This window comes from Acidobacteriota bacterium, from assembly GCA_022340665.1.
Classification (GTDB): Bacteria; Acidobacteriota; Thermoanaerobaculia; order Thermoanaerobaculales; family Sulfomarinibacteraceae; genus Sulfomarinibacter.
In genome coordinates, this window is sequence record JAJDNM010000091.1 from 1 (window position 1) to 22,825 (window position 22,825).

21 protein-coding genes are annotated in these 22,825 nt (G+C 61.6%); 10 read left to right on the forward strand and 11 right to left on the reverse strand.

Features of this window, described 5'->3' with window-relative positions; genetic code table 11:
- Positions 1-77: 77 nt before the first annotated feature.
- The gene (locus LJE93_11010; GenBank protein ID MCG6949431.1) at positions 78-287 is read left to right on the forward strand and encodes a hypothetical protein; all 210 of its coding nucleotides are present in this window, start codon (positions 78-80) and stop codon (positions 285-287) included.
- Positions 288-294: 7 nt separating this feature from the next.
- A complete protein-coding gene (gene hxpB / locus LJE93_11015) occupies positions 295-942 on the forward strand; it encodes a hexitol phosphatase HxpB (GenBank protein ID MCG6949432.1) in 648 nt (215 codons plus the stop codon).
- A gap of 250 nt (positions 943-1,192) precedes the next feature.
- Here hxpB and LJE93_11020 read toward each other — a convergent pair whose 3' ends face one another.
- Together LJE93_11020 and LJE93_11025 are read right to left on the reverse strand one after the other, a co-directional pair.
- The gene (locus tag LJE93_11020; protein MCG6949433.1) at positions 1,193-2,068 is read right to left on the reverse strand and encodes a DMT family transporter; all 876 of its coding nucleotides are present in this window, start codon (positions 2,066-2,068) and stop codon (positions 1,193-1,195) included.
- A gap of 393 nt (positions 2,069-2,461) precedes the next feature.
- Positions 2,462-3,364 carry a radical SAM protein gene (locus LJE93_11025; protein MCG6949434.1) on the reverse strand — a complete coding sequence of 301 codons (903 nt, stop codon included), beginning with the start codon at positions 3,362-3,364 and terminating at the stop codon, positions 2,462-2,464.
- A 309-nt stretch (positions 3,365-3,673) separates the two neighbouring features.
- On the opposite strand from LJE93_11025, the gene LJE93_11030 reads away from it, so the two are divergent.
- The 3 genes from LJE93_11030 (at position 3,674) to LJE93_11040 (ending at position 5,942) form a co-directional block, all read left to right on the forward strand.
- On the forward strand, positions 3,674-4,345 hold the full coding sequence (locus tag LJE93_11030) for a site-2 protease family protein (protein ID MCG6949435.1): 672 nt from the start codon (positions 3,674-3,676) through the stop codon (positions 4,343-4,345).
- A 104-nt stretch (positions 4,346-4,449) separates the two neighbouring features.
- Positions 4,450-5,262 carry an AAA family ATPase gene (locus LJE93_11035; protein ID MCG6949436.1) on the forward strand — a complete coding sequence of 271 codons (813 nt, stop codon included), beginning with the start codon at positions 4,450-4,452 and terminating at the stop codon, positions 5,260-5,262.
- Positions 5,259-5,942, forward strand: coding sequence for a hypothetical protein (locus LJE93_11040; GenBank protein ID MCG6949437.1), 684 nt, complete (start codon positions 5,259-5,261; stop codon positions 5,940-5,942). The genes LJE93_11035 and LJE93_11040 overlap by 4 nt, the downstream gene beginning before the upstream one ends.
- Positions 5,943-6,017: 75 nt before the next feature.
- Here the strand turns inward: LJE93_11040 and LJE93_11045 are convergent, their stop codons facing one another.
- Positions 6,018-7,379 carry a TAXI family TRAP transporter solute-binding subunit gene (locus LJE93_11045; protein MCG6949438.1) on the reverse strand — a complete coding sequence of 454 codons (1,362 nt, stop codon included), beginning with the start codon at positions 7,377-7,379 and terminating at the stop codon, positions 6,018-6,020.
- Between the two features lie 154 nt (positions 7,380-7,533).
- Here LJE93_11045 and LJE93_11050 point away from each other — a divergent pair, with 154 nt between their 5' ends.
- Positions 7,534-8,325 carry a LuxR C-terminal-related transcriptional regulator gene (locus LJE93_11050; protein ID MCG6949439.1) on the forward strand — a complete coding sequence of 264 codons (792 nt, stop codon included), beginning with the start codon at positions 7,534-7,536 and terminating at the stop codon, positions 8,323-8,325.
- 320 nt (positions 8,326-8,645) lie between these two features.
- Here LJE93_11050 and LJE93_11055 read toward each other — a convergent pair whose 3' ends face one another.
- From LJE93_11055 to LJE93_11065, 3 genes are all read right to left on the reverse strand, one after another.
- The gene (locus LJE93_11055) at positions 8,646-10,436 is read right to left on the reverse strand and encodes a hypothetical protein (GenBank protein MCG6949440.1); all 1,791 of its coding nucleotides are present in this window, start codon (positions 10,434-10,436) and stop codon (positions 8,646-8,648) included.
- A gap of 48 nt (positions 10,437-10,484) precedes the next feature.
- Complete coding sequence (locus LJE93_11060) at positions 10,485-11,261, reverse strand: VOC family protein (GenBank protein MCG6949441.1); 777 nt, start codon at positions 11,259-11,261, stop codon at positions 10,485-10,487.
- 120 nt (positions 11,262-11,381) lie between these two features.
- Positions 11,382-12,086: an SIMPL domain-containing protein gene (locus tag LJE93_11065; protein MCG6949442.1), complete on the reverse strand. Its 705-nt coding sequence runs from the start codon at positions 12,084-12,086 to the stop codon at positions 11,382-11,384.
- A 148-nt stretch (positions 12,087-12,234) separates the two neighbouring features.
- Between LJE93_11065 and LJE93_11070 the strand changes: the two genes are divergently transcribed.
- Positions 12,235-12,846, forward strand: coding sequence for a hypothetical protein (locus tag LJE93_11070; protein ID MCG6949443.1), 612 nt, complete (start codon positions 12,235-12,237; stop codon positions 12,844-12,846).
- Positions 12,843-15,065, forward strand: coding sequence for a patatin-like phospholipase family protein (locus LJE93_11075; protein ID MCG6949444.1), 2,223 nt, complete (start codon positions 12,843-12,845; stop codon positions 15,063-15,065). Before LJE93_11070 ends, LJE93_11075 begins: the two co-directional genes overlap by 4 nt.
- Here the strand turns inward: LJE93_11075 and LJE93_11080 are convergent.
- A complete protein-coding gene (locus tag LJE93_11080) occupies positions 15,062-16,093 on the reverse strand; it encodes an alpha/beta fold hydrolase (protein MCG6949445.1) in 1,032 nt (343 codons plus the stop codon). The two genes, LJE93_11075 and LJE93_11080, sit on opposite strands and share 4 nt — an antisense overlap.
- A 236-nt stretch (positions 16,094-16,329) precedes the next feature.
- On the opposite strand from LJE93_11080, the gene LJE93_11085 reads away from it, so the two are divergent.
- Positions 16,330-17,292: an AEC family transporter gene (locus LJE93_11085; protein MCG6949446.1), complete on the forward strand. Its 963-nt coding sequence runs from the start codon at positions 16,330-16,332 to the stop codon at positions 17,290-17,292.
- A gap of 66 nt (positions 17,293-17,358) precedes the next feature.
- Here LJE93_11085 and LJE93_11090 read toward each other — a convergent pair whose 3' ends face one another.
- The 3 genes from LJE93_11090 to LJE93_11100 all read right to left on the reverse strand — a co-directional run bounded on the left by LJE93_11090 (position 17,359) and on the right by LJE93_11100 (position 21,147).
- Positions 17,359-18,279 (reverse strand): DUF3014 domain-containing protein, encoded by a 921-nt coding sequence (locus LJE93_11090; protein ID MCG6949447.1) that lies wholly within the window; start codon positions 18,277-18,279, stop codon positions 17,359-17,361.
- Positions 18,280-18,601: 322 nt separating this feature from the next.
- Positions 18,602-19,345, reverse strand: a complete 744-nt coding sequence (locus tag LJE93_11095) for a TonB family protein (protein MCG6949448.1) — start codon at positions 19,343-19,345, stop codon at positions 18,602-18,604.
- Between the two features lie 65 nt (positions 19,346-19,410).
- The gene (locus tag LJE93_11100) at positions 19,411-21,147 is read right to left on the reverse strand and encodes an aminotransferase class V-fold PLP-dependent enzyme (protein MCG6949449.1); all 1,737 of its coding nucleotides are present in this window, start codon (positions 21,145-21,147) and stop codon (positions 19,411-19,413) included.
- Positions 21,148-21,271: 124 nt separating this feature from the next.
- On the opposite strand from LJE93_11100, the gene LJE93_11105 reads away from it, so the two are divergent.
- Positions 21,272-21,856 (forward strand): hypothetical protein, encoded by a 585-nt coding sequence (locus LJE93_11105; GenBank protein MCG6949450.1) that lies wholly within the window; start codon positions 21,272-21,274, stop codon positions 21,854-21,856.
- Positions 21,857-21,917: 61 nt separating this feature from the next.
- Here LJE93_11105 and LJE93_11110 read toward each other — a convergent pair whose 3' ends face one another.
- A complete protein-coding gene (locus LJE93_11110; protein ID MCG6949451.1) occupies positions 21,918-22,463 on the reverse strand; it encodes a DUF4136 domain-containing protein in 546 nt (181 codons plus the stop codon).
- Between the last annotated feature and the right edge of the window lie 362 nt (positions 22,464-22,825).

The following is a 22,825-nucleotide window of genomic DNA, read 5'->3' on the forward strand; positions in this document are numbered from 1 at the left end:
CCGAAACTAAACTCTAAAACAAAACAACTCAATTCAGATCACGCACAATCTGATAGGGTATGAGGGAGGAGGCTGGCTTGGGAAGAAAGAAGGGCTCGTACAAATTCGAAAAACGACAGAAGGAACTGAAAAAGCAGAAGAAGAAAAGGGAAAAGCTCGAACGGAGGCAGAACAGGGGCAACGGGTTCGATGACGAACCCCAGCCGTCTGTAGAGCTCGACCACCTCCTCGTCGAACCGGCCGACACCGATCCGGAAACCGATTCGGAGTCCGACTCAGAAAACTGACCTGCTTGTGATTCGGGCAGTCATCTTCGACATGGACGGGGTCCTGGTCGAATCCGAGCCGCTGTGGCGACTCGCCGAGCGTCAGACCTTCGCCGAGATCGGCCTCGAGCTCACCGATGCAGACTGCGAATCCACCATGGGCATGCGGACCGACGAGGTCATCCAATACTGGTACCGCAGGTCCCAGTGGACCGGCCCGACGCCTGCAGAGGTCGAGGCACGCCTCGAGGGCCGCATGCGACGCCTGATCGCCGAGAAGGCTACCGCGATGCACGGCGTCCACGAGAGCATTCAGATAGCGCAACGAGAAGGCCTCGCCCTCGGGCTCGCGACTTCATCGGCTCCCCCATTGATCGAGGCGGTGCTGGCAAAGCTCGGTCTCTTCGACGTCTTTGCCGTGACTCACTCGGCGGCCGAGGAGAAGTTCGGCAAGCCGGACCCAGCGGTATTCCTGACCACCGCTCGCCTGCTCGGAACCAATCCGAACGAGTGTGTTGCGATCGAGGATTCGCCGGCCGGTGTCCGCTCGGCGAAAGCCGCAGGCATGCGCGTGATCGCGGTCCCCCCACCACATCTCTTCGACGAGTCGGCGTACGAACATGCTGATTTCAAGCTGGCGTCGTTGGAGGAGCTGACGGTCGAGATGATCAAGTGACGCATATTTCGGATTTCGAATTTGTAATTTCGAATTTCCCGCCCACCCCACAGAACCTGCCGCGACCGAGCAAATCGAGTCGAGTGGGTTCCTCGACTCGGCCACTGTGTGGCATCGCTCGGAATGACACTTTGGATTGTCATTCCGACCGAGGGACCGAAGGGCCCGAGCGGAGGAATCTATGGACAATTCAGCATGCCGCCCAAACCAATCCACATCGGATGCGTGCGCAACAAACCTCGAGCGATGTTCACCCGCGTTCGGTGAGGGCGACGCCGGCGATCACCAAGATTGAACCGACCACCAGGTTCGTGGTGATGACCTCGCCGAGGTAGAGGGCGGCGACCACCGCCGTCATCGGCGGTATCGTGTACAGGTAGACACCTACCTTCTGCGACTCCGAGAGCCCGAGAGCCACGAAGTACAGCAGCGTCGCGAGGAACGAGCACGCGACGCCGAGGAAGGCGATCGCCGCCCATGCTTCGCCGGACGTATCCGCGAGCGAGAAGCCCTTTGTTCTTGCTTCCGTCCAGCCAATCGGAATCATGGTCGCCGCACCGAGGATCGTCACCCAGGCGGTCACGCGGAGGGCACCGAGCTCGTCCGTCATCTTCTTGCCGAAGACCGTGAACAATCCCCACATGACGATACTCGCGAGCACCAGCAAATCGCCCTTGACGTTGCCGAGCTCGAACGATGACAGGGTCTCCCAACCCATCACGACGAGCACGCCCGCGACCGCGACGAGAACACCGACAGCCTTGCGAAAGGTGATGCGCTCGCCAAGCAGAACTGCCGACAGCAGAAGAATCGTGATCGGTCCGGTCGTGGTGTAGATCGATGCGTTCGAAGCGGTCGTGTACTGCAGGCCCGCGGTCTGAGTTCCGTAGTGGAGGCTGGTGCCGAAGAGGCTCAGGAGAAAAAGCTGCCCCAACCTGCGGAGGTCGATCCGTTCGGTGCCGCCCGCAGCGACAATCCAGGGAAGGAAGCAGAGGGCCGAGATCAAAAGGCGCAGGGTGACGACCATCAGCGGCGGCACCGTCTCCAGCGCCACCCTGGTGGCAACGAAGGATATCGCCCAGAGGAACGCCGCAGTCATCAGGGCCAGGCGGGCACGGGTTGGCATGGGAAGGGAGTTTAGCTGAATTAGGAATTAGGAATGAGGAATTAGGAATGAGGAATTAGGAATGAGGAATGAGGAATGAGGAATGAGGAATTGCCGCCCACCCGTCCGCGTACTTCGAATTGCGGATTTCGAATTTCGAATATCCCGCTCACCCCACCTTGTCATTCCGAGCGAGTGACGACCGAAGGGAGGAGTGAGTCGAGGAATCTATGGGGCGGGCAGGAGAACGCTCTCGGCATTCCCATAGATCCCGCAACTCGATTCGCTTGATCGGGATGAATTTCGACAGTGGATGCAGAGGAGAAAAGGGGGAAAGGGGCCACAGCCGGTCTCCTCTGCTCCTTTTCTCCTCTTCTCCTTTTCAATACTCTCGAACGCTCTACCCCTCGGAAGTTATCGGTCGCCGTACATCTGGTCGGGGGTGAGGGTGTCGGGGAAACGGTCGCGCAGCGTCCGCCGCGCCTCGTAGCACAGGTGGCACGCGTCGGCATACCCGTCCTCGTGCGGCAGCCCGTATCGGCGCACCAACTCGGCGGGACCACCGACCAGCAACGGTCCGATGACCGGATGACCGTCCGGATCGTAGGCCTCACAGATTGCCTTCAGGGTCGACGTGAAGACGTTCCCGATCGAAAGGCCCTGGCAAATGTGAACGTTGCCGAGGGGATCGAGGTGGACCCGTCCGGGATTCCGGAAGTCCTCGCTCGGACATTCCGTGAAGCTTTCCCAGGACTGGCGTGGGACACCCTCGATCAAATTCACCGCTGCCCTGCCGCGAAACTGCACGGCTGATTCTCCAAGCGGCAGCTGACCCACGACCGAATCGGCCCCTGTTTCCGGCTGGGCGATGCAGATCGTGCCGACCGGAATGCCGAGCTGTTTCGCGGCCTCGGCGGCATTGCGTGCCGTGCGATCCATCTCGTCCGTGTGATGGAATAGGTCGTTCGAAACCGACAGGTCCTGAACAAGTCCCGCAAACGGACGCAGCCATTCGAGAGCGTCCCGCACCTCGGTCGCCCAGTACGCGTTACTGACCAGGCCGACCTTGAAGCCGGCGCGGGCCGCTGTTGCGACCGCGTTGACCAGTACGGGCTGGTAGAGAAATGGCTCCCCGCCCTCGAAGTAGATCCACTCGACCGTTCGCAGCTCCTCCGCCTGGGCGAGGATCTCGTCGAGCTGATCGAGGGTCAGGGTGCCCTCCTGATACGGGCTGCCCCACGCGAAACAGTGGTCGCACTCGTAGGTGCAGGTATAGGTGAGGAGGATGTGGACGCCGGAAAGATGAATGGCCATCATTTGCCTCCAAGGAGATCATACGCCCGCTCGTTTTTGCGCATTTCGAATTTCAAATTTGAAATTTCGAATTTCCCGCCCATCCTCCCTGGGACATGAACGCGAAGGGATTGTAGGGGCGCCATACATGGCGCCCTTGATCATTCCGGGCAGAGTTCATCGATCACGGGCGCTTACCGGTTCGTAGGGGAGGGGTTTATCCCCTCCCGCAGTCCTTTCTGCCGGGTCCACGGTCTGGATGAAGGTTTCCCCGATTTTTATTGCTCGTGCAGCGATTCGCGTGGGGAATCGCCGTGCGATACTCTGTGCGTAATGGAATACGAACAGCAGTACCCGGAGCCGCAACCCGAACGCCGTGGGCTTTCAATATTCGGTTTCCCCCTGCGGATCGACTTCTTCTTCTTCATCAGCGCGTGGCTGATCGGCGGCCGGCAGGAACCGCAGTGGATGGTGGTGTGGGTGGTGGTCGTATTCACCGGGGTGCTTGCGCACGAGCTCGGTCACGCGTTTGCCGGACGGAAACTCGGGCTCGAACCATGGATCCGCCTGATGGCGTTCGGCGGCATGACCAGTTGGATGCGACCGCGCCCGCTGACCGCCGGCCAGCAGATCATGCTGAGCGCCGCCGGTCCCGCGGTGGGGATCGCGATCGGCGGTGGTGGGCTGATCCTGACGCGTTTCCTTGCCGGCGCGCCACCGGCCGTGATGACGGTGCTCCATTACGTGGTGTGGGTCAACCTGGGCTGGGGCGTCCTCAACCTGTTGCCGATACTGCCGCTCGACGGTGGTCACATCGCGGCGTCGATCGCAGGATCGGTCGCCGGCCGCAACGGCCTCATCGCTGCCCGCGTGTTTTCGATCGTCCTCACGGTCGGCTTCGGCCTGTGGGCGCTGGTCTCCGGCCAGTGGTGGATCGCGATCCTCGGCGTCGTGCTGACGATCGCCAACGTGCAGGCCCTGCGGGCGGAAACGGCTCAGCGCTGAGCGGATAAGCCCCATCGTGCCGATCTGCATTACAATGAGCGCCTGCGCCGCCCTGGCCCGGTCTTCTCGCCGGGTTTCGTGACGAGGACGGCGAAGGATCACCAATGTACGAGGAGTTCTACGGTCTCAAGGCCCCGCCGTTCAACATCACGCCGGATCCGGCCTATCTCTTCTTCAGCCGTCGTCACCGCCAGGCTTTCGAGCACATTCTTTTCGGAGTCACCGAGCGTAAGGGTTTCATCCAGATCACCGGTGAGGTCGGCGCCGGAAAGAGCACCCTTTGCCGCAAGGTCCTGGAAGAGCTTCGCGACGGATACTCTACGGCCCTGATCCTCAACCCGGTAATGACGCCGATCCAGCTCATGCGCTCGATTCTGCGCGAACTCCAACTGAAGGACACCGGCAACGACCGAGTGCGGCTGGTCGAACGCCTCAACGAGTTCCTGCTTGAAAAGGCCCATGCCGGCGAAATCGTCGTCCTGTTCATCGACGAGGCGCAGGACCTGTCGGACGAGCTCCTCGAACAGGTCCGCCTGCTGTCGAATCTCGAGACCGATCAACACAAGCTGCTGCAGATCGTACTCATCGGCCAGCCGGAACTGCGAGACCGCCTCGATCGCAACGAGCTTCGACAGCTTCGTCAGCGAATCACGGTTCGATATCACCTCAACCCGATCGACCGAGGCGAAACGGTGGCCTACATTCAGCATCGCCTGCTGATCGCCGGTTCCAACGGGCGGCCGTCCTTCACCCGTCCCGCGTTGCGTGCCATCCACCGCTACTCCCGTGGCGTGCCGAGATTGATCAACGCCGTCTGCGACAAGGCGTTGCTCTGCGGATACGTCCAGGGCCGTGACCACCTCGGTTGGTGGCAGGTTCGCCGTGCGGTTCACGATCTCGAGGGACAGGGCTGGTGAGCCTGATCAACGAAGCCCTGCGGAAGGCGCGCCAGGCGGCCTCCGAGCACGACCAGCAACAGGCTCAGGAGGCATCCCGTCCGGCGAAGGCGTACCCGTCGCGGCGTTCGGGGCGACCCGGCGGTTCGCTGCCGACGATCCTGATCGCAGTTGTAGCGGCGGCCGTCGGCGCCGCAGCGGCGTGGTGGATTCTCGGAGCGGACCAGAATTCGCCGACAGAGGTCGCGCACGGGGCGGTACAGCCGGCCGTCCAGACACCACGGATTGAAGCGCCCGAACCCTCCCCCACTCCGAATATGGAAGAACCGAGACCAGTGGTCGCCGACACGACCGTGAAGCCGGCGCCGACTCCGACCACCGAGCGGGTCGCGGTGGCAGGCGAGTCGCAGCGGCCCGATTCCGAGGCGACTCCACCCCAGCCGGAACCCACAACCTGGGAGACCGCCAAGCCGAGAATCGGGCCCGATGGCGAGCGGATCTTCGTGATGGAGGCCGATGTCGGTTACGCCACCCTCAGCCTCGGCTTCATCGTCGCCCGTCCCGACAATCCGTTCGCCGAGATCAACGACACCGAGGTCTACGTCGGTTCCGAGATCAACGGATTCGTGGTCGAGGCGATCGAGGGGGACCGGGTCGTGCTTCGCGACGACAACGGCGTGCTGGTTCTGCAGACTCCGTAATGATGTCTAGCCCGGGCTAGGGTTTTCTGCTTCTCACATCAACTGGCGTCTCGCGCCGTAACCCGGTAACGGCCGTCACGATGGTCGCTCGACCTGATCCATCTTTTCCGTGATCCTCGCCTCTATCGCTGCGAATTCATCGCGCAGGTGATTCTGGAAAATCGTGAAGGATTCGTCGGCCAAGAGGCGTTCATTCACGAGGTCCGAAAACGCCCTGTGACGTACCTCGTCGAGGGCATCACGGTGGGCGATCAGCTGCTCGAGGTCGAGCGACGCTAAATCCGTGGTCTGTCTGTCGACCTCGAGAAGGTAGGCATCAATCCGGTTTTTCATCCTGCGCCGCATCCACTCACGGAACGCAATCGATCCGGAGTACAGCATCACCGCCAGGGTCAGACCGAGACTGAGGGCTTCCGCATACTTCACGAAAAACCCGGGTTCCTCCCGGTTGTAATAGGCGATGGCTCCCCGGTGGAACGGCATGACCGTTTCGGACGGGCGATAGTCCTCACGAATCTTGCGCGCCACCGAGAGGTCGGCTCCGTCCAAACCGGTGGCGGCCGCGCGGTATTCGAATACGGCGGAAGTGATGTCGCGTACGAGCGTCTCGTCGAGGGTGCGGCGGGCGATCAGCATCGCCGACACATTGATGGTGCGCACCGGTTTCAGGGGCAATCTCGAATAGGTTCCGCGCGGAATAGTCGTGCTGCGGATGCTCGGGTAGACGAGAGCGAGGGCGTCCGCCTCTCCGCCGTAGTGCTGACCATCGCCGAGAGGAAGAAATCGTATAACGTCGTTTGCCGCCAGTTCGGCAATCTGTCGAGAGGGAATCGCGGTGAGGACGAACGCGGCTTCCACTGATCCATCTGCCAATCCGGCTGCGAGCTCTTCCGGTGGCAGGGAAAGGTCCTCGCCGACCACCAGCCCGAAGTGCGCGAGTACACGTTCCGAGAGCTGACGGGTTCCCGATCCTTTCGAACCGAGGGAAACGCGCCTCCCGCGCAGGTCGAAAATCGTTCGAATTTCGTTCGCATGCACTTTGCTGACGAGAATGTGCAGGACTTCATCGTAGAGCCGTGCGATGACGCGCGTACCCGACCTCGGTGGGGTGTCGCTCTGGACGAACGCGAGATCGACACCACTCCCGGCCGAGCCGACGAGCTCCATGTTCTGGACGCTGCCGTTCGTGGGACGCACATCGGCGGATTCGACGATTCCCTCATCCTCGAGAATCCGAGCGAGCACCTCGCCGAGAGCGTGGTAGGTCCCCGTCTCGACGCCGGTGGCGATTACGATCTCCTCGCGGGCCCGATCTTCAGACAACGCGGAGCGAACGTAAAGACCTCCCACAATGGCGATCAACGCCACCGCCGTTGCAGCGATGGCGCGAATCGGAATTGGTGATCCGACTCCGTGGTCGTGTGTTGCATCCCCCATTTTGTGTCTCCGAATGATTTACCGCGGCAGCCTAGCACAGGCGCCCTTCCAGGAAGGCCGGAAAAGACAGGGTGATAAAATGAATACTGGTGTCGGTTCACAACTTGGAGCGGCTGAATCGGGACTCGGTGACCAACAGTGCTGAGAGGTGGATGTGGCCAGGAAGACCCCGAGAGGAAAATCTGGAAAGGGCGCGCAGGGAGCGGCCGAGAACGTTCACCGGATGCCGTCAAGCGGCCGCCGGAGAACCACCCCCGCCGAGGACCCCCTCGCATTTCCGAATGTCCCGACGATCGTTACCAACGCGAGCCGCGCAGCAGTCGCGGTCAGCAGCGATAATGTGATCGAACACTGGAATGACGCCGCCATCGAGCTCTTCGGCTTCACTGCCGACGAGGCCATCGGTCGCAATCTGCAGACGGTCATTCAGGCCCGCGACGTGTTTGGAAACCGGCTGGCGAACGATCATGGCGCTTTCCACGAAATGGTCCGCATCGGCGAATCTCCGCAGAGCTTCGAGCTCGCGATCATCACCGCCACCGGCAAGATGATCCGGGTCGCGGTCTCCGTCGTCGTGGTCCTCGGCCCTCAGCCTGCTGAGTATTCCCTGATCTATCTCATGACGCCGATGCATCGAAGGCGGCGAGCTGACGAGGCCATCGACCGGATCCTCGCCCAGGTCAACCTGCCAGGTGTGACCACGCCTGGTGCGCCGATCGCGACCGGGGCCAACCAGCGCGGCACCATCAAAAAGCCCCATCTCACGCGCAGGCAACTCGAGGTGTTGTTGCTGCTTGCCGAGGGAAAACGATCGAGCGAGATCGCGGCCGAGCTCAACATCAGCGTGCACACGGTGCGGACCCACATCCAAGGGATCCTCCGAACACTCGGTGCGGCAAACCGCCTCGAGGCCGTTTCGCGCGCCCTTCACGAGCGGATCATCTGAAGGTGACAGCGGTCATCCCGAGTATCACGACGCCGGATTCGGCGTTGACCCATGGAATGACGGTTGCCCAATCAACGCGCTCTGGCGGGCCCTGAAGGACCCGCCTACGCGAGGAAGGCCTTTGTAGGCGGGTCGTTCACGGCCCGCCAACGCGCGCGACCAACCTCTGGAGGTGGGTCGTTTTCGGCCTGCCGACGAAGCGAATCATTGGGGGCGAGCGAAGCGAGTCGGAGGGTCCTCGCCGGAGGCGACTACACCCACGCATCGCGAATCCCGCCAACACGCCGACGTGTTGCCTTCATCGACCGGCCGGCGTCAACTTAGCGGATGCTCTTCGGGGCGCTCACGTCCAGGTCCTTGTCGGACGCACTCACCGACAGTGGAATCGGCTTCCCGCCCGACTCCGGGGGTGATTCGAAGCGCAACGCGTAACTCCCGTCGAGCATTCGTCCGAAACGGTCTGCAGCACTCGGTAGCTGCGCTCTCCCCTGCACCAGGAACAGGCCGCCCCCGGAAGTGATGGTCAACTGTTTGAGGTTCTTGCGCGTGCGGTTGCTGAACTCTTCGTCCCAGAGGGCGATAACCAATATCGGAACGCCCGCGCTCGCTGCCGCGTCGGCCGCATGATTCCATTCCTCTTTTGTCGGCTCGCTCCGGCCGTCGGTCAGGACGATCAAAAAGGTGCGACCGCGTTGACCCGTGAAAGTCTCCAGAGCGGCGACGATGAGCAGGGCCACGTTCTCGCCTACCGGCGCCCCGTGCATGCGGGCCGACGATCCAGCCTCGGCACCCCACTCGCCAACGCCGGACGAAGTCGCCACGAAGAAGCGTCCGCGACCACCACCGGCGCGGTCCGCCAGTGGAGCCAACGAACCACGCGATGCCGACCACCCACCCGCGTCCCCCGACATGACGTCGATCGCAAACCCCAGCAGGAGGGGCGCGTCGTCGGGACCACCGAGGCTCACGATCGACGCATCTGCTCCGCCGAGCCGCAGCCGGAGATCGTTTTCGTCGAGGTCTCGAACCGCCTCTCTCCCCCGCGTTACGATCACCGACACATCTCTCGTTTCCGGTGCGGCGCCGTCCCACTCATCGAGACGCGCCGCCACCTCCGCGGACACCGGAGCGGAGACCTCGGCGCTGGGAGCGACCACGGACGGAGCCGACATTTCCGGCTCCGGTGCACGTGGGGGCGGTTCCGAACGGAGCGGCTCGACGAGCGGCGGCTCGGCCTCGGCCGGTTCCTCGTCCGCCGGCAATGGTTCATCACCTACCGGCACGGCCGTTTCCTCCGATTCCGGCGTGGACTTCACTGAATCCGCTCCGACCGTGTCAGGCTTCGCCACAGCGACCGCCTCTTCCGCAGCGGTCGCGGCCGCGATCACCTGAGCCTCGTCGCCCGGCTCCGGTTCACGAACCTCGGGCTGACGTTCGGGAGCCGTGTCCACTTCCAAGGTCTCCGGCGGCTCTTCAATTTGCGTCGGTACGTCCGGACCGGGCACCGATTCGAGAGCGGTCTCGGGCACAGGAGAGGGTGTATCGGGAGACGTCGGAGGCTCGGACATCGGGCTCGATCGGGGTGCTGGCGAGACCTGGCTGCCGGGCTTCGGTGCCGCCAGCACCGAAGCAACCGCCACCTCGGGCGCAACAGTCTTTTCGGGCGCCCGCGTCGGTTCGGCTTCGATCCGAGACGGAGGCTCGGTTGCCACGACGGTAGATCCAGCGGAAGAAAGATCCGGGATCCTGACCTTTCCGACCCAGAGGCCCGTGTCCTCGCGCCTCGGGTCTTCGATGCCGACACGAAGATCGTACTCGCCGGGTGGCCACACAACATTGAAGCGCACCGATCCGTCGGTTTCGAGCCTGACCGCTCGCATCGGGCTGCCGGAGCTCACCGCGCCGCCGTCGAGCTCGATGCGGACGATCACGTTGTCGCCAAGTCTTCCCCTGTCCTCGGGAGAAACCTGAATCACGACTTCGACATCCGTCTTGCCCTCGATGCTTCGCAGCGGCTCCAGCTCGACTCTCATGGCAACCGGCGGATTGGCTGCGACGCTCACAAGCGCGGCCAGAAGCGATCCCAACACCCATGAGTTCCTTGTCTTCACGGATCTCTCCCGCCGCGATTGTCGCACGAATCCGCCAGCGCCCAACGGTCAGCCCGAGGAGTGGAGAGCGAAGAGCGCCCCCTGAGGATCGAGACACTGGGCGATGAGATCACCTCCAGGTACCTCCATGGGCCCGTTGACCACCTGACCTCCGAGCTCCTTGACCTTGGCCACCAGTGCGTTCACGTCGTCGACCTTGATGTAATACAGCCACATTGGCGGGCCCGGCATTTCGACGGGCTTATTGAACATGCCCCCGAGGGGGGCCTCGCCGCGGCCGTAGATCTGGTAGATCCCAGCCTCGCCCATGTCCATCGCCTCCTGCGGCGACCAACCGAACAGCTCCGAGTAGAACGCGAACGCCCCCTTGTAATCAGAGGTTGCCAGCTCGTTCCAAGAAAACTGACCGACCTGCTGCTCTTCAGGCTCAGCCTGACTGTCCTCACCTGCAGAGTGGTAGATCGCAAAGGCCGCACCTTGCGGATCCGACAGGATGGCGAATGAACCGGCGCCCGGGATGTCGGTCGGCTCGTGCAACACCTGCCCGCCGGCATCAGTTGCCGCCTTGACTGTCGCCGCGACGTCATCCACCGCCACGTAGGCCATCCAATGTGGCGGTACGCCGGCCTGGCGAAGCTCGTCCGGCAGGTCCATGATCCCGCCCAGCGGCGTGTCGTGGTTGGTCCACATCGTATAGGGCTTGTCGCCCTCCTCCCACTTCTGGGTGCCCCAGCCGATGAGCTGCCCATAGAAGTCCTCGGCCGCTCCGGGATCATTGGTCATCAAGTCGTACCAAACGAACCGTCCTCGATTGTCGCTCGCCATCGCCGCCTCCTCGCAGTTTTCGGGTCTCTATTTCGATTGCGCGGCGCCCCGCCCGAAGTTACAGAGCTGTCACGCCTGTTCGATATCCGGCGGAGGGAAGTTTTCTCGCGACCGGCCTCGTCAGTCATCCTCCAGGAAGTATTGGACCGTGGTCACCACCCTGATCTTCTTGAATTGTGGTGAAAACGCGTCACGGTCGGTGATCGAGAAATATCCCTGCTGCGCATTCCTGATACTGCCGACCCGGCTGCCCGAATCCTCGGCGAACTGCTGCGCGGCCCGACGCGCGTCCTTTGTCGCCTCCTGGATCATTTCCGGTTTGATCTCGTCCAGGGACGTGTAGAGATACTCGGTATTGTTCTCATAGCTTCGGATCAGGGCCACCCCCTGTTTCACCAGCTCACCCGTCCGCTCCATTGCCGAGCGCACCTCGTCGATCCGCGGCGTCCTCACGATCACCGCCGATTCCGCCACGTAGCGCTCCATCGGGCCCTGACGCATCATGCCCTGCGCCTCCCGATCGGTGACCCGCGCAGCCGAAACGCTGATCTCCTCCTCTTCGAAGTCCTCGGCCAGGAAGGCGCGGATCTTGGCCGCGCCATCGTCGGTCCGCCGTTGCAGGGTGCCGAGGTCATCGGCGGTCACGGTGAACGTGATCGGCCAGATGACGAGATTTGCGGCGACCTCGCGCTCGGCAAGCCCCTTGACGGTGACGTACCGGTCGGCCGAGCGTGCCGTCAGCAGACCGTTGCCAATGAAGTAGCCACCCAAGGCCAGACCGACAGCGATCAGGAGTCCAGCAATCACGAGGTTTCGTTCGCCCATCAGGTCCTCCGTGAGTTCACTCTCTATCGATAACCCGGCCGTGGCCCAACTCATTCTCGATATTCACGGACTGCCGAATCCTCGACTAGAATGAGCACCTGAAATTCGCACCAGGCCTGCATCGTTGACGACGGATAGGAGACACCAAATGCAAAATGCGTCGAAGTCCATTCTGCTCGTTCTCTGCCTTGCAGTCGGTTGCGGAACCGGCGATGTTCCCAAAGCCCCGCCCGCAGCTCCCGTCGACCTCGATCCCGCTGATCCGACGATATTGAAGCGGCCCTTCACCGCTGAAGAGATCCGCGATGAGTGGATTCCGGGCCTTCGCATTTTGATGCGGCGAACCACACCGGAGGGGACCCAGCTCGAACGGTGGACGGTGATGGCGGCCGATAACGAGGGGGCGGAGATCGAGTACGCGATGATCGCGGACGACGCCTCGGTGGATGGGGAGCCGCAGGTGAAACGGTCGACCTGGGTTGAGCTGCGCGACCACGCGAGCTTTCCCGCTGCGCGTTCCTCGCGCGACTGGGTCAGCCGCTCAACGCCGCTGGGTGATTTTGGAGGCTGGCTCTACCGGGTCGAGGACCCCGAGGCAGCCGCCGTCCAGGAGTACTTCTTCGTTCCCGACCTGCCGGGAGCGCCTGTGCAGATGCGGATCCTCGAAGGGGAGATAACCGTATTCGAGCTCGAGCAGACGGCACGCTTGCGGCCCGAAGGACATTCGACTGCTACCGTCGACACGCCAGTGGACCGATGAAGCTCAAGCACGCACTTTCCTGCATGATCGCCGCCCTCGCGCTGATCCCGGGAGTTGCGGTGGCTTCTGAAGAACCGGCGAATGAGGACCCCAAGCTCGTGCTGGTGCTGTCCGGAGGCGGCGCTCGCGGCATCGCCCACATCGGAGTCATCAGGGTCCTCGAGGAGCTGCACATCGCCCCAGACCTGATCGTCGGCACCAGCATGGGATCGATCATCGGCGGTCTCTACGCGGCCGGATGGTCGCCGGACGAGATGGAGGAGATTGTCCGGGCGATCGACTGGGAGCAGATCTTTACCGATCGCGTCGAGCGCAAACATCGGTCTTTTCGACGCAAGCAGGACGATAGACCGGTCATGATCCAAGGGAGGATTCACTTCGATGGTTTCAAACCGGTTTTGCCATCTGGAGTCATCGACGGTCAGCGACTCGAGGCTGCACTACGGTCCATCGAAGCACTCTCCGTCCAAGCGACCGATTTCGACAACCTGCCGATCCCCTACCGCGCGGTCGCTGCAGACATTTTCAGCGGCGAGGCGGTGGTGATCTCGTCGGGCAGCCTGGCCACAGCGATACGGGCCAGCATGTCGGTGCCCGGAGTTCTGCCGCCGGTCGAGATCGCCGACCGGAAGCTGGTGGACGGCGGCATTACCGCAAACCTGCCGATCGGGATCGCTCAGGACCTCGGAGCCAAACGGATCATCGCGGTCGACATCTCGAGTCCGTTGCTCGACGAAGAAGGCGAGCGCTTGGGATCGTTCATGAGCATCTATAACCACCTCAACAGCCTCCTGACCGCCCGCAACCGCGAGCGTGATGTCGCGCTTCTTCAGCCCGACGACGCGCTCATCATTCCGGATCTCGGAGACATTTCATTCGTCAGCTTCGATCGAGTGCAGGAAGCGGTGGCGATTGGAGAGGAGGCCGCACGTCTGCAAATCGATGAACTTCGGCAATTCAGCGCAACCGATGCGCGTTGGTCAGAATTCGATGGACGGGAACGTGCGCGAGGTCTTGAATCGTTAGAAATCGACCGGATCCGCCTCGAGAACTCCAGCGGGGTCGATGACCGCCTGGTGCGCAAAGCGCTGACAATCCGGCCGCCGGAGATTTTCGATTGGAAGTCGCTGGGTTCCGATATTCTCGACCTTTACAATACCCGGTATTTTGGAGTCGTCGACTTCGGGATCAACGAAATCGAGGAGGATATGCACGAGCTCGTGCTCAGGACGCCGCCACCTCCCCAGGGGCGCGGTACCTTGCAGTTCGGAGTCGGCTTCCTCGACGATTTCGACGGTGGATCCACCTATCACGTCCAAACCCGGCATCAGTTCATTCCCGCCAATCGTCGCGGTGGCGAGTGGGAGACCACCTTGCAGCTCGGTACGGTTTTCGGAGCCAGAACGTCGTTTTATCAGCCGCTCGACTGGGGAATGAAGTGGTTCGTCGAACCGTCACTGACCTATGAACTCGGCACCCAAGAGATCTGGCTCTTAGGCCAGGCCCTTGCAGACTACAAGTTTCGTTCTGTCGACGCCAGGATTGCGGCAGGAAGGACATTGGGGAAGTGGGGAGAATTCCGGCTCTCGGTTTTCACGGGGGACAATCGCGGATCGCCACGCATTGGCCTGCCGGAATTCGATTCCGAAAGCGCCGGGCGCGGAGGAGGAGAGGCGAGATTCCGCGTCGACACCGAGGATTCGGTGGTCTTTCCGCGAGTCGGCGCTAATTTCGACCTCCGCTACAGTTTGTCATCAGAGTCGCTCGGCTCGGACACCGGATTCGAGCAGATCTGGGGTAAAGCGTCCTACGCGTGGAGCTTCGGCGAGAACACCATTGTCCCCTCGGTCGAGTACGGCGAAAACAGGAAACCGTTGGACAGCTTCTTCAACGTCTACTTCTTGGGAGGGCTGTTTCGTCTCTCGGGCCTCGGTAACAAGGAGCTTTTCGGCGACTCGATAGCCCTGGCGAGACTTGTGGGTTACCGAAGGATGTTTCAATTCGAGGCTGCTGGTCTGAAGTTCAAGATCTACGTCGGTTTGAGCCTCGAGGCGGGCAACGCCTACTTCGACGGCCAAGAGATCTCGTGGAACAGTATGCTCAAAGGCGGCAGCGTTTTCGTAGGAGGCGACACCTTCATCGGTCCGATTATCTTCGCCTATGGCCGCACCGAGGGGAATCGGGACCGCTTTTATCTGGCGATCGGAGACACTTTTTAGTCGCCGAGAACGAAATTGAGGGCTCTGCCCAGCTCCATTCGCGCGGCCCGCGGAAAGTCGTGCGGCGTTTCAGGCACCACCCGCAACCTGGTCTCGTATCCGGCCTCTTCGAAGTCAGTCGCCGCCTGGCGAACCTGCTTGAACAGGCGATCGAGAGAACCCACCATGAAGTAATACCGCGGGTCATCGTTGCCCGCTGGTGGAGGGAAGTCGATCTCCGGAACGTAGGGGCCGGCCATCGAAATCACGCCGACGAACCGGTCCGGGTAGCGGAGAGCCAGGGCCATCGCCATGAAACCGCCCTGAGAGAAGCCGGCAAGGATGACCCGGTCCTGGTCGAAGTCGTAACGCTCTTTCACGTACTCGACCGTCAGCTGAACGATGACACCTGCCTGGTCGACACTCCCCCAACCGCGCCCCGAGCCCACTCTCTGTGCTCCCGAAGGGACGGCCAGGATGGCACCGAATCTTCGCGCTGCCGGCCCCCAGACCGCCAGATACCGTGCGGCATGATCGCCATAGCCATGGAGGACGACAAGCAGAGGCCGCTTTCCACCCTCACCCCGGCTCTTCGGCACCACGATCAGCGGAGGCGTTGCCGCAGCCTCTTTTCGCAGGATCTCCTGGTGGTGGTCGAGATTTCGGGCGACTCGAAGTCGCACTCCGCGATATCCGGGAAGGTCACGAACGATGTCGAGATCAGCGTCGGATTCGAGTTGTGACAGCTGATAGAAACCGTTTGCGGCCGATCGTTCCAACCAGCGCAACGCCGATCGAGCATCGCCCGAGAGGGCGTAGACACATGCCAGGTTGTACTGCTCGACCGACCGTGGAACCAGATCGACCAGGTCGAGGCCGATTTCGATCGCCTCATCCCAATCCTCGAGGCGGTAGGCTTCGTCGAAGGCTCGTCGAAGCGCCTGAACCTCGACCGGCTCCTGAGCTGCCACCGACAGCGCGGTCAGAACCGTCACCGCAACCATAGATTGCCACCACCATCGATTCCGCGATCCTCGAGCGTCTCTCATGCTCTCTCCACCGAAAGCTTCCTCTGGAAGTACGGCAGCGACGCGCGTGCAGTTTCGGAATTCCCCGGCCGGGTCTCATGAGCGCCCGGCAGACGTGCCTCGGAAAATACGTCGAAGAGGCCAACCCTCACCACGCAATGCAGCTGAGGTTTTGCTTTTCAGCCATTCGGGCGGATAATGCGTCGCCATGAGTTGCGACTCCGGCTCTGAAACCGCCCAACCAACCACTCCAGCCCATGTTTGAGGCATTCGCAACGGCATTCTCGGGGGCGGTATCAGGTATCGCGGTCATTTTCTTCGTCATTGCCGGCTCCGGCATCATGGCTCGTCGAGGTTGGATCACGCAGACCCAGATCGACGGGCTTTCGGCCGCCGCGGTCAATCTCTTCCTACCGTGCCTGATATTCGGCAAGGTCGTCGAGCACTTCGATCCGGAATCCCAGCCCGGATGGTGGTCGCTTCCTCTCGCCGGCATCGTGATGGCCCTGATCGGAACCGGCCTCGGGGCATTACTCTTCCGGGGCCAGCTTCCAAACAAATCGGACATGCTTCCGTTGGCCGGCATGCAGAATGCCGGCTACCTGGTATTGCCCGTTGGCCTCGCGCTCTATCCCGAGAGTTTCGATACGTTCGCGGTCTACGTATTCCTCTTCATCCTCGGTTTCAACCCAATCCTGTGGAGTCTGGGCAAGATCCTGGTAACCGGTGGCACCAACCAAAAGCCGAGGTTGCGCGACCTCGTCAGTCCCCCTCTGCTGGCAAACGTCATCGGTATCGGTGCCGCACTCGGCGGAGCCAGCCGCATTCTTCCGAAGCCCGCACTGGACGCCGTGAACCTGATCGGCAGCGCCGCTATTCCGGTCGCAATGGTTGTCCTCGGTGCGGTGCTGGGAGGCATTTCGGTCCGTATCAGGGCCCACCTCGGCGACGCCCTGCGCTCGATGGCTGTGAAGTACGTTGCTCTGCCGTTGATCGTAGTGCTGGTACTGTACGCAACGCGGCTTTACCTGGCCAATCCCCTGCTCGCCGAGTTCTTCGTCATCGAAGCCGCTGCAGCTCCGGCGGTCGCCCTGGTGCTCCAGGTACGCGTCTACGGTGGTAACGAGCAACGCGTCGGAACGGTGATGTTCCTCTCCTACATCGCCTGTACGATCGCACTGCCGGCCTGGGTGGCCATCTGGAGGCTCATCGCCCCTTGAGACGCCGCCGCGAACCGAAAAAGGGGCCGGGGCGGAGCGAACACCGCCCCCGGCCTCGGTTCCAAATCACGGGGACTCGGTCGCATCTCCCATTTCACCGGCGTCTTCGTCGACCGGCATGGCCGCCGCCGCCGCAATGACCGGCTTGTCGGCGATGCCTGCCTCTTCAGTCGGTTCGAGCTCTTCGGTGTCGGCCGCCGGTGCCGGCTCCGGCCATCCCATCGCAGTGCGGAACTCGCGCAGCTTGGATTGAATCTGTCGGGCATTCCTCGGTCCCACGCGGAGCAGATGTTTCTGCGCTTCAGTGAGGTTTTCGAAACGATCATCGGCATACGCGTAGACGATCGCGCGCTGCTCGACCTCGACTTGGCCAATCGGCACCTCCACCTCGAGGAGGTGGTCTATCGCCTCACGCATCCGCATGTCGAATGCGTGATCTGCCCAGCCGACCTCGTGATAGATGGCATCCAGGCGAGGCGAGAACCTCCTGTAGACATACACCATCTCCTCCGAATCGAGAGACGCGAATACGTCACCCACGAGGTCGTAGCGGCGGTAGGTTCCCGGGGCGACAACCAATATTCCCTCGTCCTCGCGGACGATGAACGGCCGGCTGGGGCGGAGGAACTCCACCTGATCGGACGGACTGTATCCACCCGCGACCGCATCAACCGCCAGCACGAATCGACGCAGCAGCCGGTCATTGGCGAGATACGAAGCAAGTACCGGGTGCGCCGACACGTGCATCATTGCCGCCCGGAATGGCCCGTCGTCATCCACATCTGGAGCTGGGGCCTCGACCGCTTGCGAGCCCTCGAACAGGGAGGTCTCCACAGTCGGCTCGGGCGGCCGTGGCACCTCAACCGTCGCCCGCTGCGGCGCATCGACGGTGATGCCGGATCCGAGCCACATCAGAGCCGCGGCCAGGGCCACGGCAGAAACAACACACGCGCCCACTACTGCAAAGGTCCTGTCGTCCTTTTTCATGGGGACCTCCTTTCATGATCAAGCGTAGGAACACGATGCGCTGACCTGGAGGCACAAATGGGGCATTCTTCAGGTAAACCGAGGCGGCCGTATGGCTGTCAGCCTTCAGCTCTCAGCTCAGCCTCATGCAAAATCATCGGCCAATCCGCTGTAGGCGGGTCATTCATGGCCCGCCAACGGGGGCCGAAACGGTCGTTGGCGCGCCCTCGAGGACCCGCCTACAATAATTTCTGCTATCGAGAAGGAGATCGCACATCTTCGTCCTCAGACGGATCTCCGCGGGTTTTTGCAGGAGGCTGAGCTGATTGCCGATAGCTTTCGTTTACTGGACCGAGAAGCTCACCGTCACCAGGTAATACACCGCCACCGGCTCGCCTTCGAGGGTCGCCGGTTTGAACCGCCACGACGAGACCGCCTCCACCGCCGCTTCGGTGAGCCCGGAAGGCAGTCCCTTGAGCACTCTGATGTCGGTGACGTTGCCAAGCGTGTCGATGATGGTCTGCAAAATCACGACCCCTTGCACCCGTGCGTGTCTGGCCTCCTCCGGGTAGTGCGGATCCGGAGAGTAAACACGGACCGGTGCCAGGACGTTTCCGGCGATCTGCATCGGCCCGATGCCAGGGCCGGCGGGGCCTTCCGGCACAACCACCGAGTCGCCGATCTCGGGGAAATCCAGCTCGGACACATCCACCGCCTGGTCCTCCGCAACCAGCGGTTCCGGGTCCTCCGGGGTCGGATCCGGCACCGGTACGATTCGGGCCTTCGGTTTGACCACTGTCCTGCGGACCTTCGGTTTCGGTGGAGGCTGGAATTTCACCGACTGAAGCCTGTACACCTTCGGCGTGCTGCCGACCTTGAGAATCCTCTCTTCGTAATAGGATGGAAAGACGATGATGAACAAGAGCGCGTGGAGGGCTATCGCGGCCGCGAGTCCGAGGCTTGCGGCTCGGCGGCGGGCCGGCGCTTCTTCCTCCTGCAGACGCAGCACGGCCGGGTCGAGCGCATTATACGGTCGATTCCAGCGTCTCTCTCGTGCTCGCGCAATCCTGCTTTCACCGATTCGCATTATTCTCCCGTGCCGATCGACCCGACCGAACTCACAACATAGCTACGTTCAGGACTCTGGCTTGGTTACCCTTCGGTTTCCCCGCCGCCGTTCGAATGCCCGGAGCTCTCGACGATCGGCAATTCCGGAAGGGGAAACCACCGGAGACGCTCGAGCTCTTCCGGCAACTCGGCGGATTGTCCGTCGCGACCGAACTCTGTCTCGGCTCGCGCGATGATCCTACGCGCCTCTTCCAGATAACGAGGAAGTGCGCTCTCCGGCTCGGTGAGATGGCGGTCCCGGTACTCGAGCCGACCCGAAGCGAAATGCAGGTTGTCAAGTCCGAGTTCCAGGCTGCTCGAGTGATCCCGGTGCCGCCAGAGCCCTGTATCCACCGAGAAATGGTAGTAGGGCAAAAGCTTCCAACCTTCTTCGGCCACCAGATGGACCGCGTCGAGAATGTAGTTGAAGACCTGTTCCGAGATGAAGTAGTTGAAATTGACCCTCACCCACCCGGGTTTAATGCCCTCGCAGCCGCTGTTGATGGCCTCGCGAAACCTCGAGGACCTGTCCATGTCGATGCCCAGGAGGCGGTGACCGTACGGTCCGGCGCACGAGCAGCCGCCTCGCGCCTGGATTCCGAACAGGTCGTTGAGCAAGGCGACAACGTAATTGTGATGGAGGAAACGATCGCCGCGCTGAATGAGGAATGAAACGATCGAGAGCCTTTTGGCCTGGCTGTTGCCGAGAATTCGGATCCAGGGGCTGGCCGACCATGACTCGATCGCCCGGCGGACGAAGGACTCTTCGAGATCTTCGATCGTCGACTCGCCGACAGCGGCCTTGAGCTTGAAGACGAGACCGGCTCGAATCGACTCGATGATTGCCGGAGTCCCACCCTCTTCACGAATCGTTGGATCGCTGAGATAACTGTGACCATCGGCGCTGACGTAACTGACGGTGCCCCCACCCGGTACTGATGGCACGCGGTTGGTGACCAGTCGCCGCTTGACGACGAGAACGCCCGGCGTTCCCGGTCCACCCACGAACTTGTGCGGCGAGATGAAGATTGCATCCTTGGCCGCGAGAGGGTCCGAGCCCTCGCCAACGGGATTCATCTCGATTCGCACATAGGGCGCAGCCGCCGCGAAATCCCAGAATGCGAGTGCATCGTAGCGATGCAGCAGGGTTGTCAGTTCCTCGGTATTGGACACGATGCCGGTGACATTCGAGGCGGCAGAGAAACTACCGATCTTGAGCGGACGCGCCTGATGGGCCTCGAGCTCCCGTTCCAGGTGGCCCTCGTCGATGCGTCCATCCCGATCCTCGTCGATAACGACCACGTCCGCAATCGTTTCGCGCCAGGGAAGCTCATTGGAGTGATGCTCGTACGGACCGATGAAAACGATTGGCCGTTCCTCCTCCGGGATCAGTGAGCTCAGCCCGTACCTCTCGTCGAGATCTGCGGGAAGGCGGATGTTCAGAATGTCGATCAACCTGTTGATCGCGCCGGTCGCTCCGGACCCGCAGAAAATGACCACGTCTTCCTCACTGCCGTTCAGCTCGTCGAGGATGATGCGGCGGGCGTCCTCCCTGAAGTGCGTGGTCTGAAGGCCGGTAATCGAGGTCTCGGTGTGGGTGTTTGCATAGAGGGGCATCACCTCTTCGCGGATGAAATCCTCGATGAAGTCGAGCGACCTACCCGACGCGGTGTAGTCGGCATAGGTTACGCGTCTTACTCCGAATGGCCCTTCAATCGCCCGATCATTCCCGATGATGCCTCGTCGAATGCGTTCGATCAGTGCCTGAACCTGCTTTTTCAGCGATCACTCCTCTCTGACCGAATGGTCGTGTTGGAGATGATAACCGACGATTCGACGACCCTTCAGATACAATGGTTTGGAGAGCGAGATTCGGAGGGCTCGGCGAAAGTCGAAAGGAGAAGGCATGACGACCCAGAACAACTCCGGTTCGGAAGACGCTGGACACCGGCCGAAGTTCAGGCGGCGCCACTACCTCATCGATCGCCAACGACAACTCGCAGCAACTGTCAGGGTCGCCGGGCTGGTGTTCATACTGTTGGTGGTGCTCAACATCATCGTCGGCTGGCAGGCTTACACGGCGACGGAAGCGGTAATGGTCGCCAACCCGGCCATGGGAGCGCGAATGCGCGCGATGGACAACCGCAATCTTGCGATCATGGCGGGGATTTCCCTGATCATTCTGGCGGCGGTTGTCGTGCGCTCGATCATGTACACCCACCGTACGGCGGGAGCCGTGTACAAGGTTTCGACGACACTCGACGACGTGGCCAACTTCGACTTCGACACCAGCTTGCGATTGCGAAGCGAGGACAGTATCCGAGGGCTCGAGGAGCCGTTCAACAGAATGGTCGCCAACCTCAGGCAGCGCGCACAGGAAGACCGCGAGGCCATGGAGAAGCTGGCCGATCAGATAGAAAAAAACGGTAATCCAGTAGACGCGGAGATGTTGCGACGCATCGCCGCATCATCGGTGCGCCCGCCAGAGTAGGCTCGCCAGATCTGAACTTGCATTTCTGACCAATTGACTGCTTCGGTCGGGAGAATACAGGTTACTCGGGCGGAAAACTCTTGAGCAGCTTCCTGACCGTTTTTTGAATCCTCTTCCCTGGAGGATTCACGTTAGTGATTTCCCGTTCGACGACACCGGTCCACACCAACTGGTGGGTGCGTGCATCGACGATGTCGAGCACCAGCGTGCCCTCTTTGTAGGAACGGACCTCGGTGTAGCCGTAATTGAATCCACCCCAGTAGCCATATCCCCACGGGGAGACGGTGCCCCACGGGATGTGGTTGATCTGAAGCTCGTCGGTCGCACTGAAATAATAGGTCAGCAGCAGATCTGTCTGCGGCGGGGCGGGCGCCGGCTCGAGGCCCTTCTCAGCCAGAACATCCTCGGTCACCCTCCGCAGTCTGATTTTGAGATGTTCCGGCAGAAGGGATTCGATCGAATGATCGCGTTCCATCCACGCATATGTCGAGTAGCTCGAGAATTCCGCCTTCGGATCCCAATCGGACCGCACCTTGGCCCACGCTACGCCAGCAGCAAGCGCAACGCACCATACATAGACGGCAACACGACGAGTTTTGCGATTCACATTGCACTCCTTTGCGGAGAGAAGGGTAGCAGAGGAGGAATGATGAATCTTGAATTCTTCACCGCCCGCCCGTTCCCGCATTTCGAATTTCGGATTTCGGATTTCGAATTTACCGCCAGCCCGATGGCGTGTCATTCCGACCGAGCGAACGGAGTGAGCGAGCGGAGGAATCTATGGGCAGTGCGGTGGCGCGCTTCAGCCCAGCCCGCCCCATAGATCCTTCGACTCCGCGTCCCTTCGGGACGCTTCGCTCAGGATGACATTCTGACTGGGCTCGTCGGACGAGCCCGTCATCTTGTCATTCCGACCGAGCGAACGAAGCCCCCTTCTCCTGTCATTCCGACCGAGCGAACGGAGTGAGC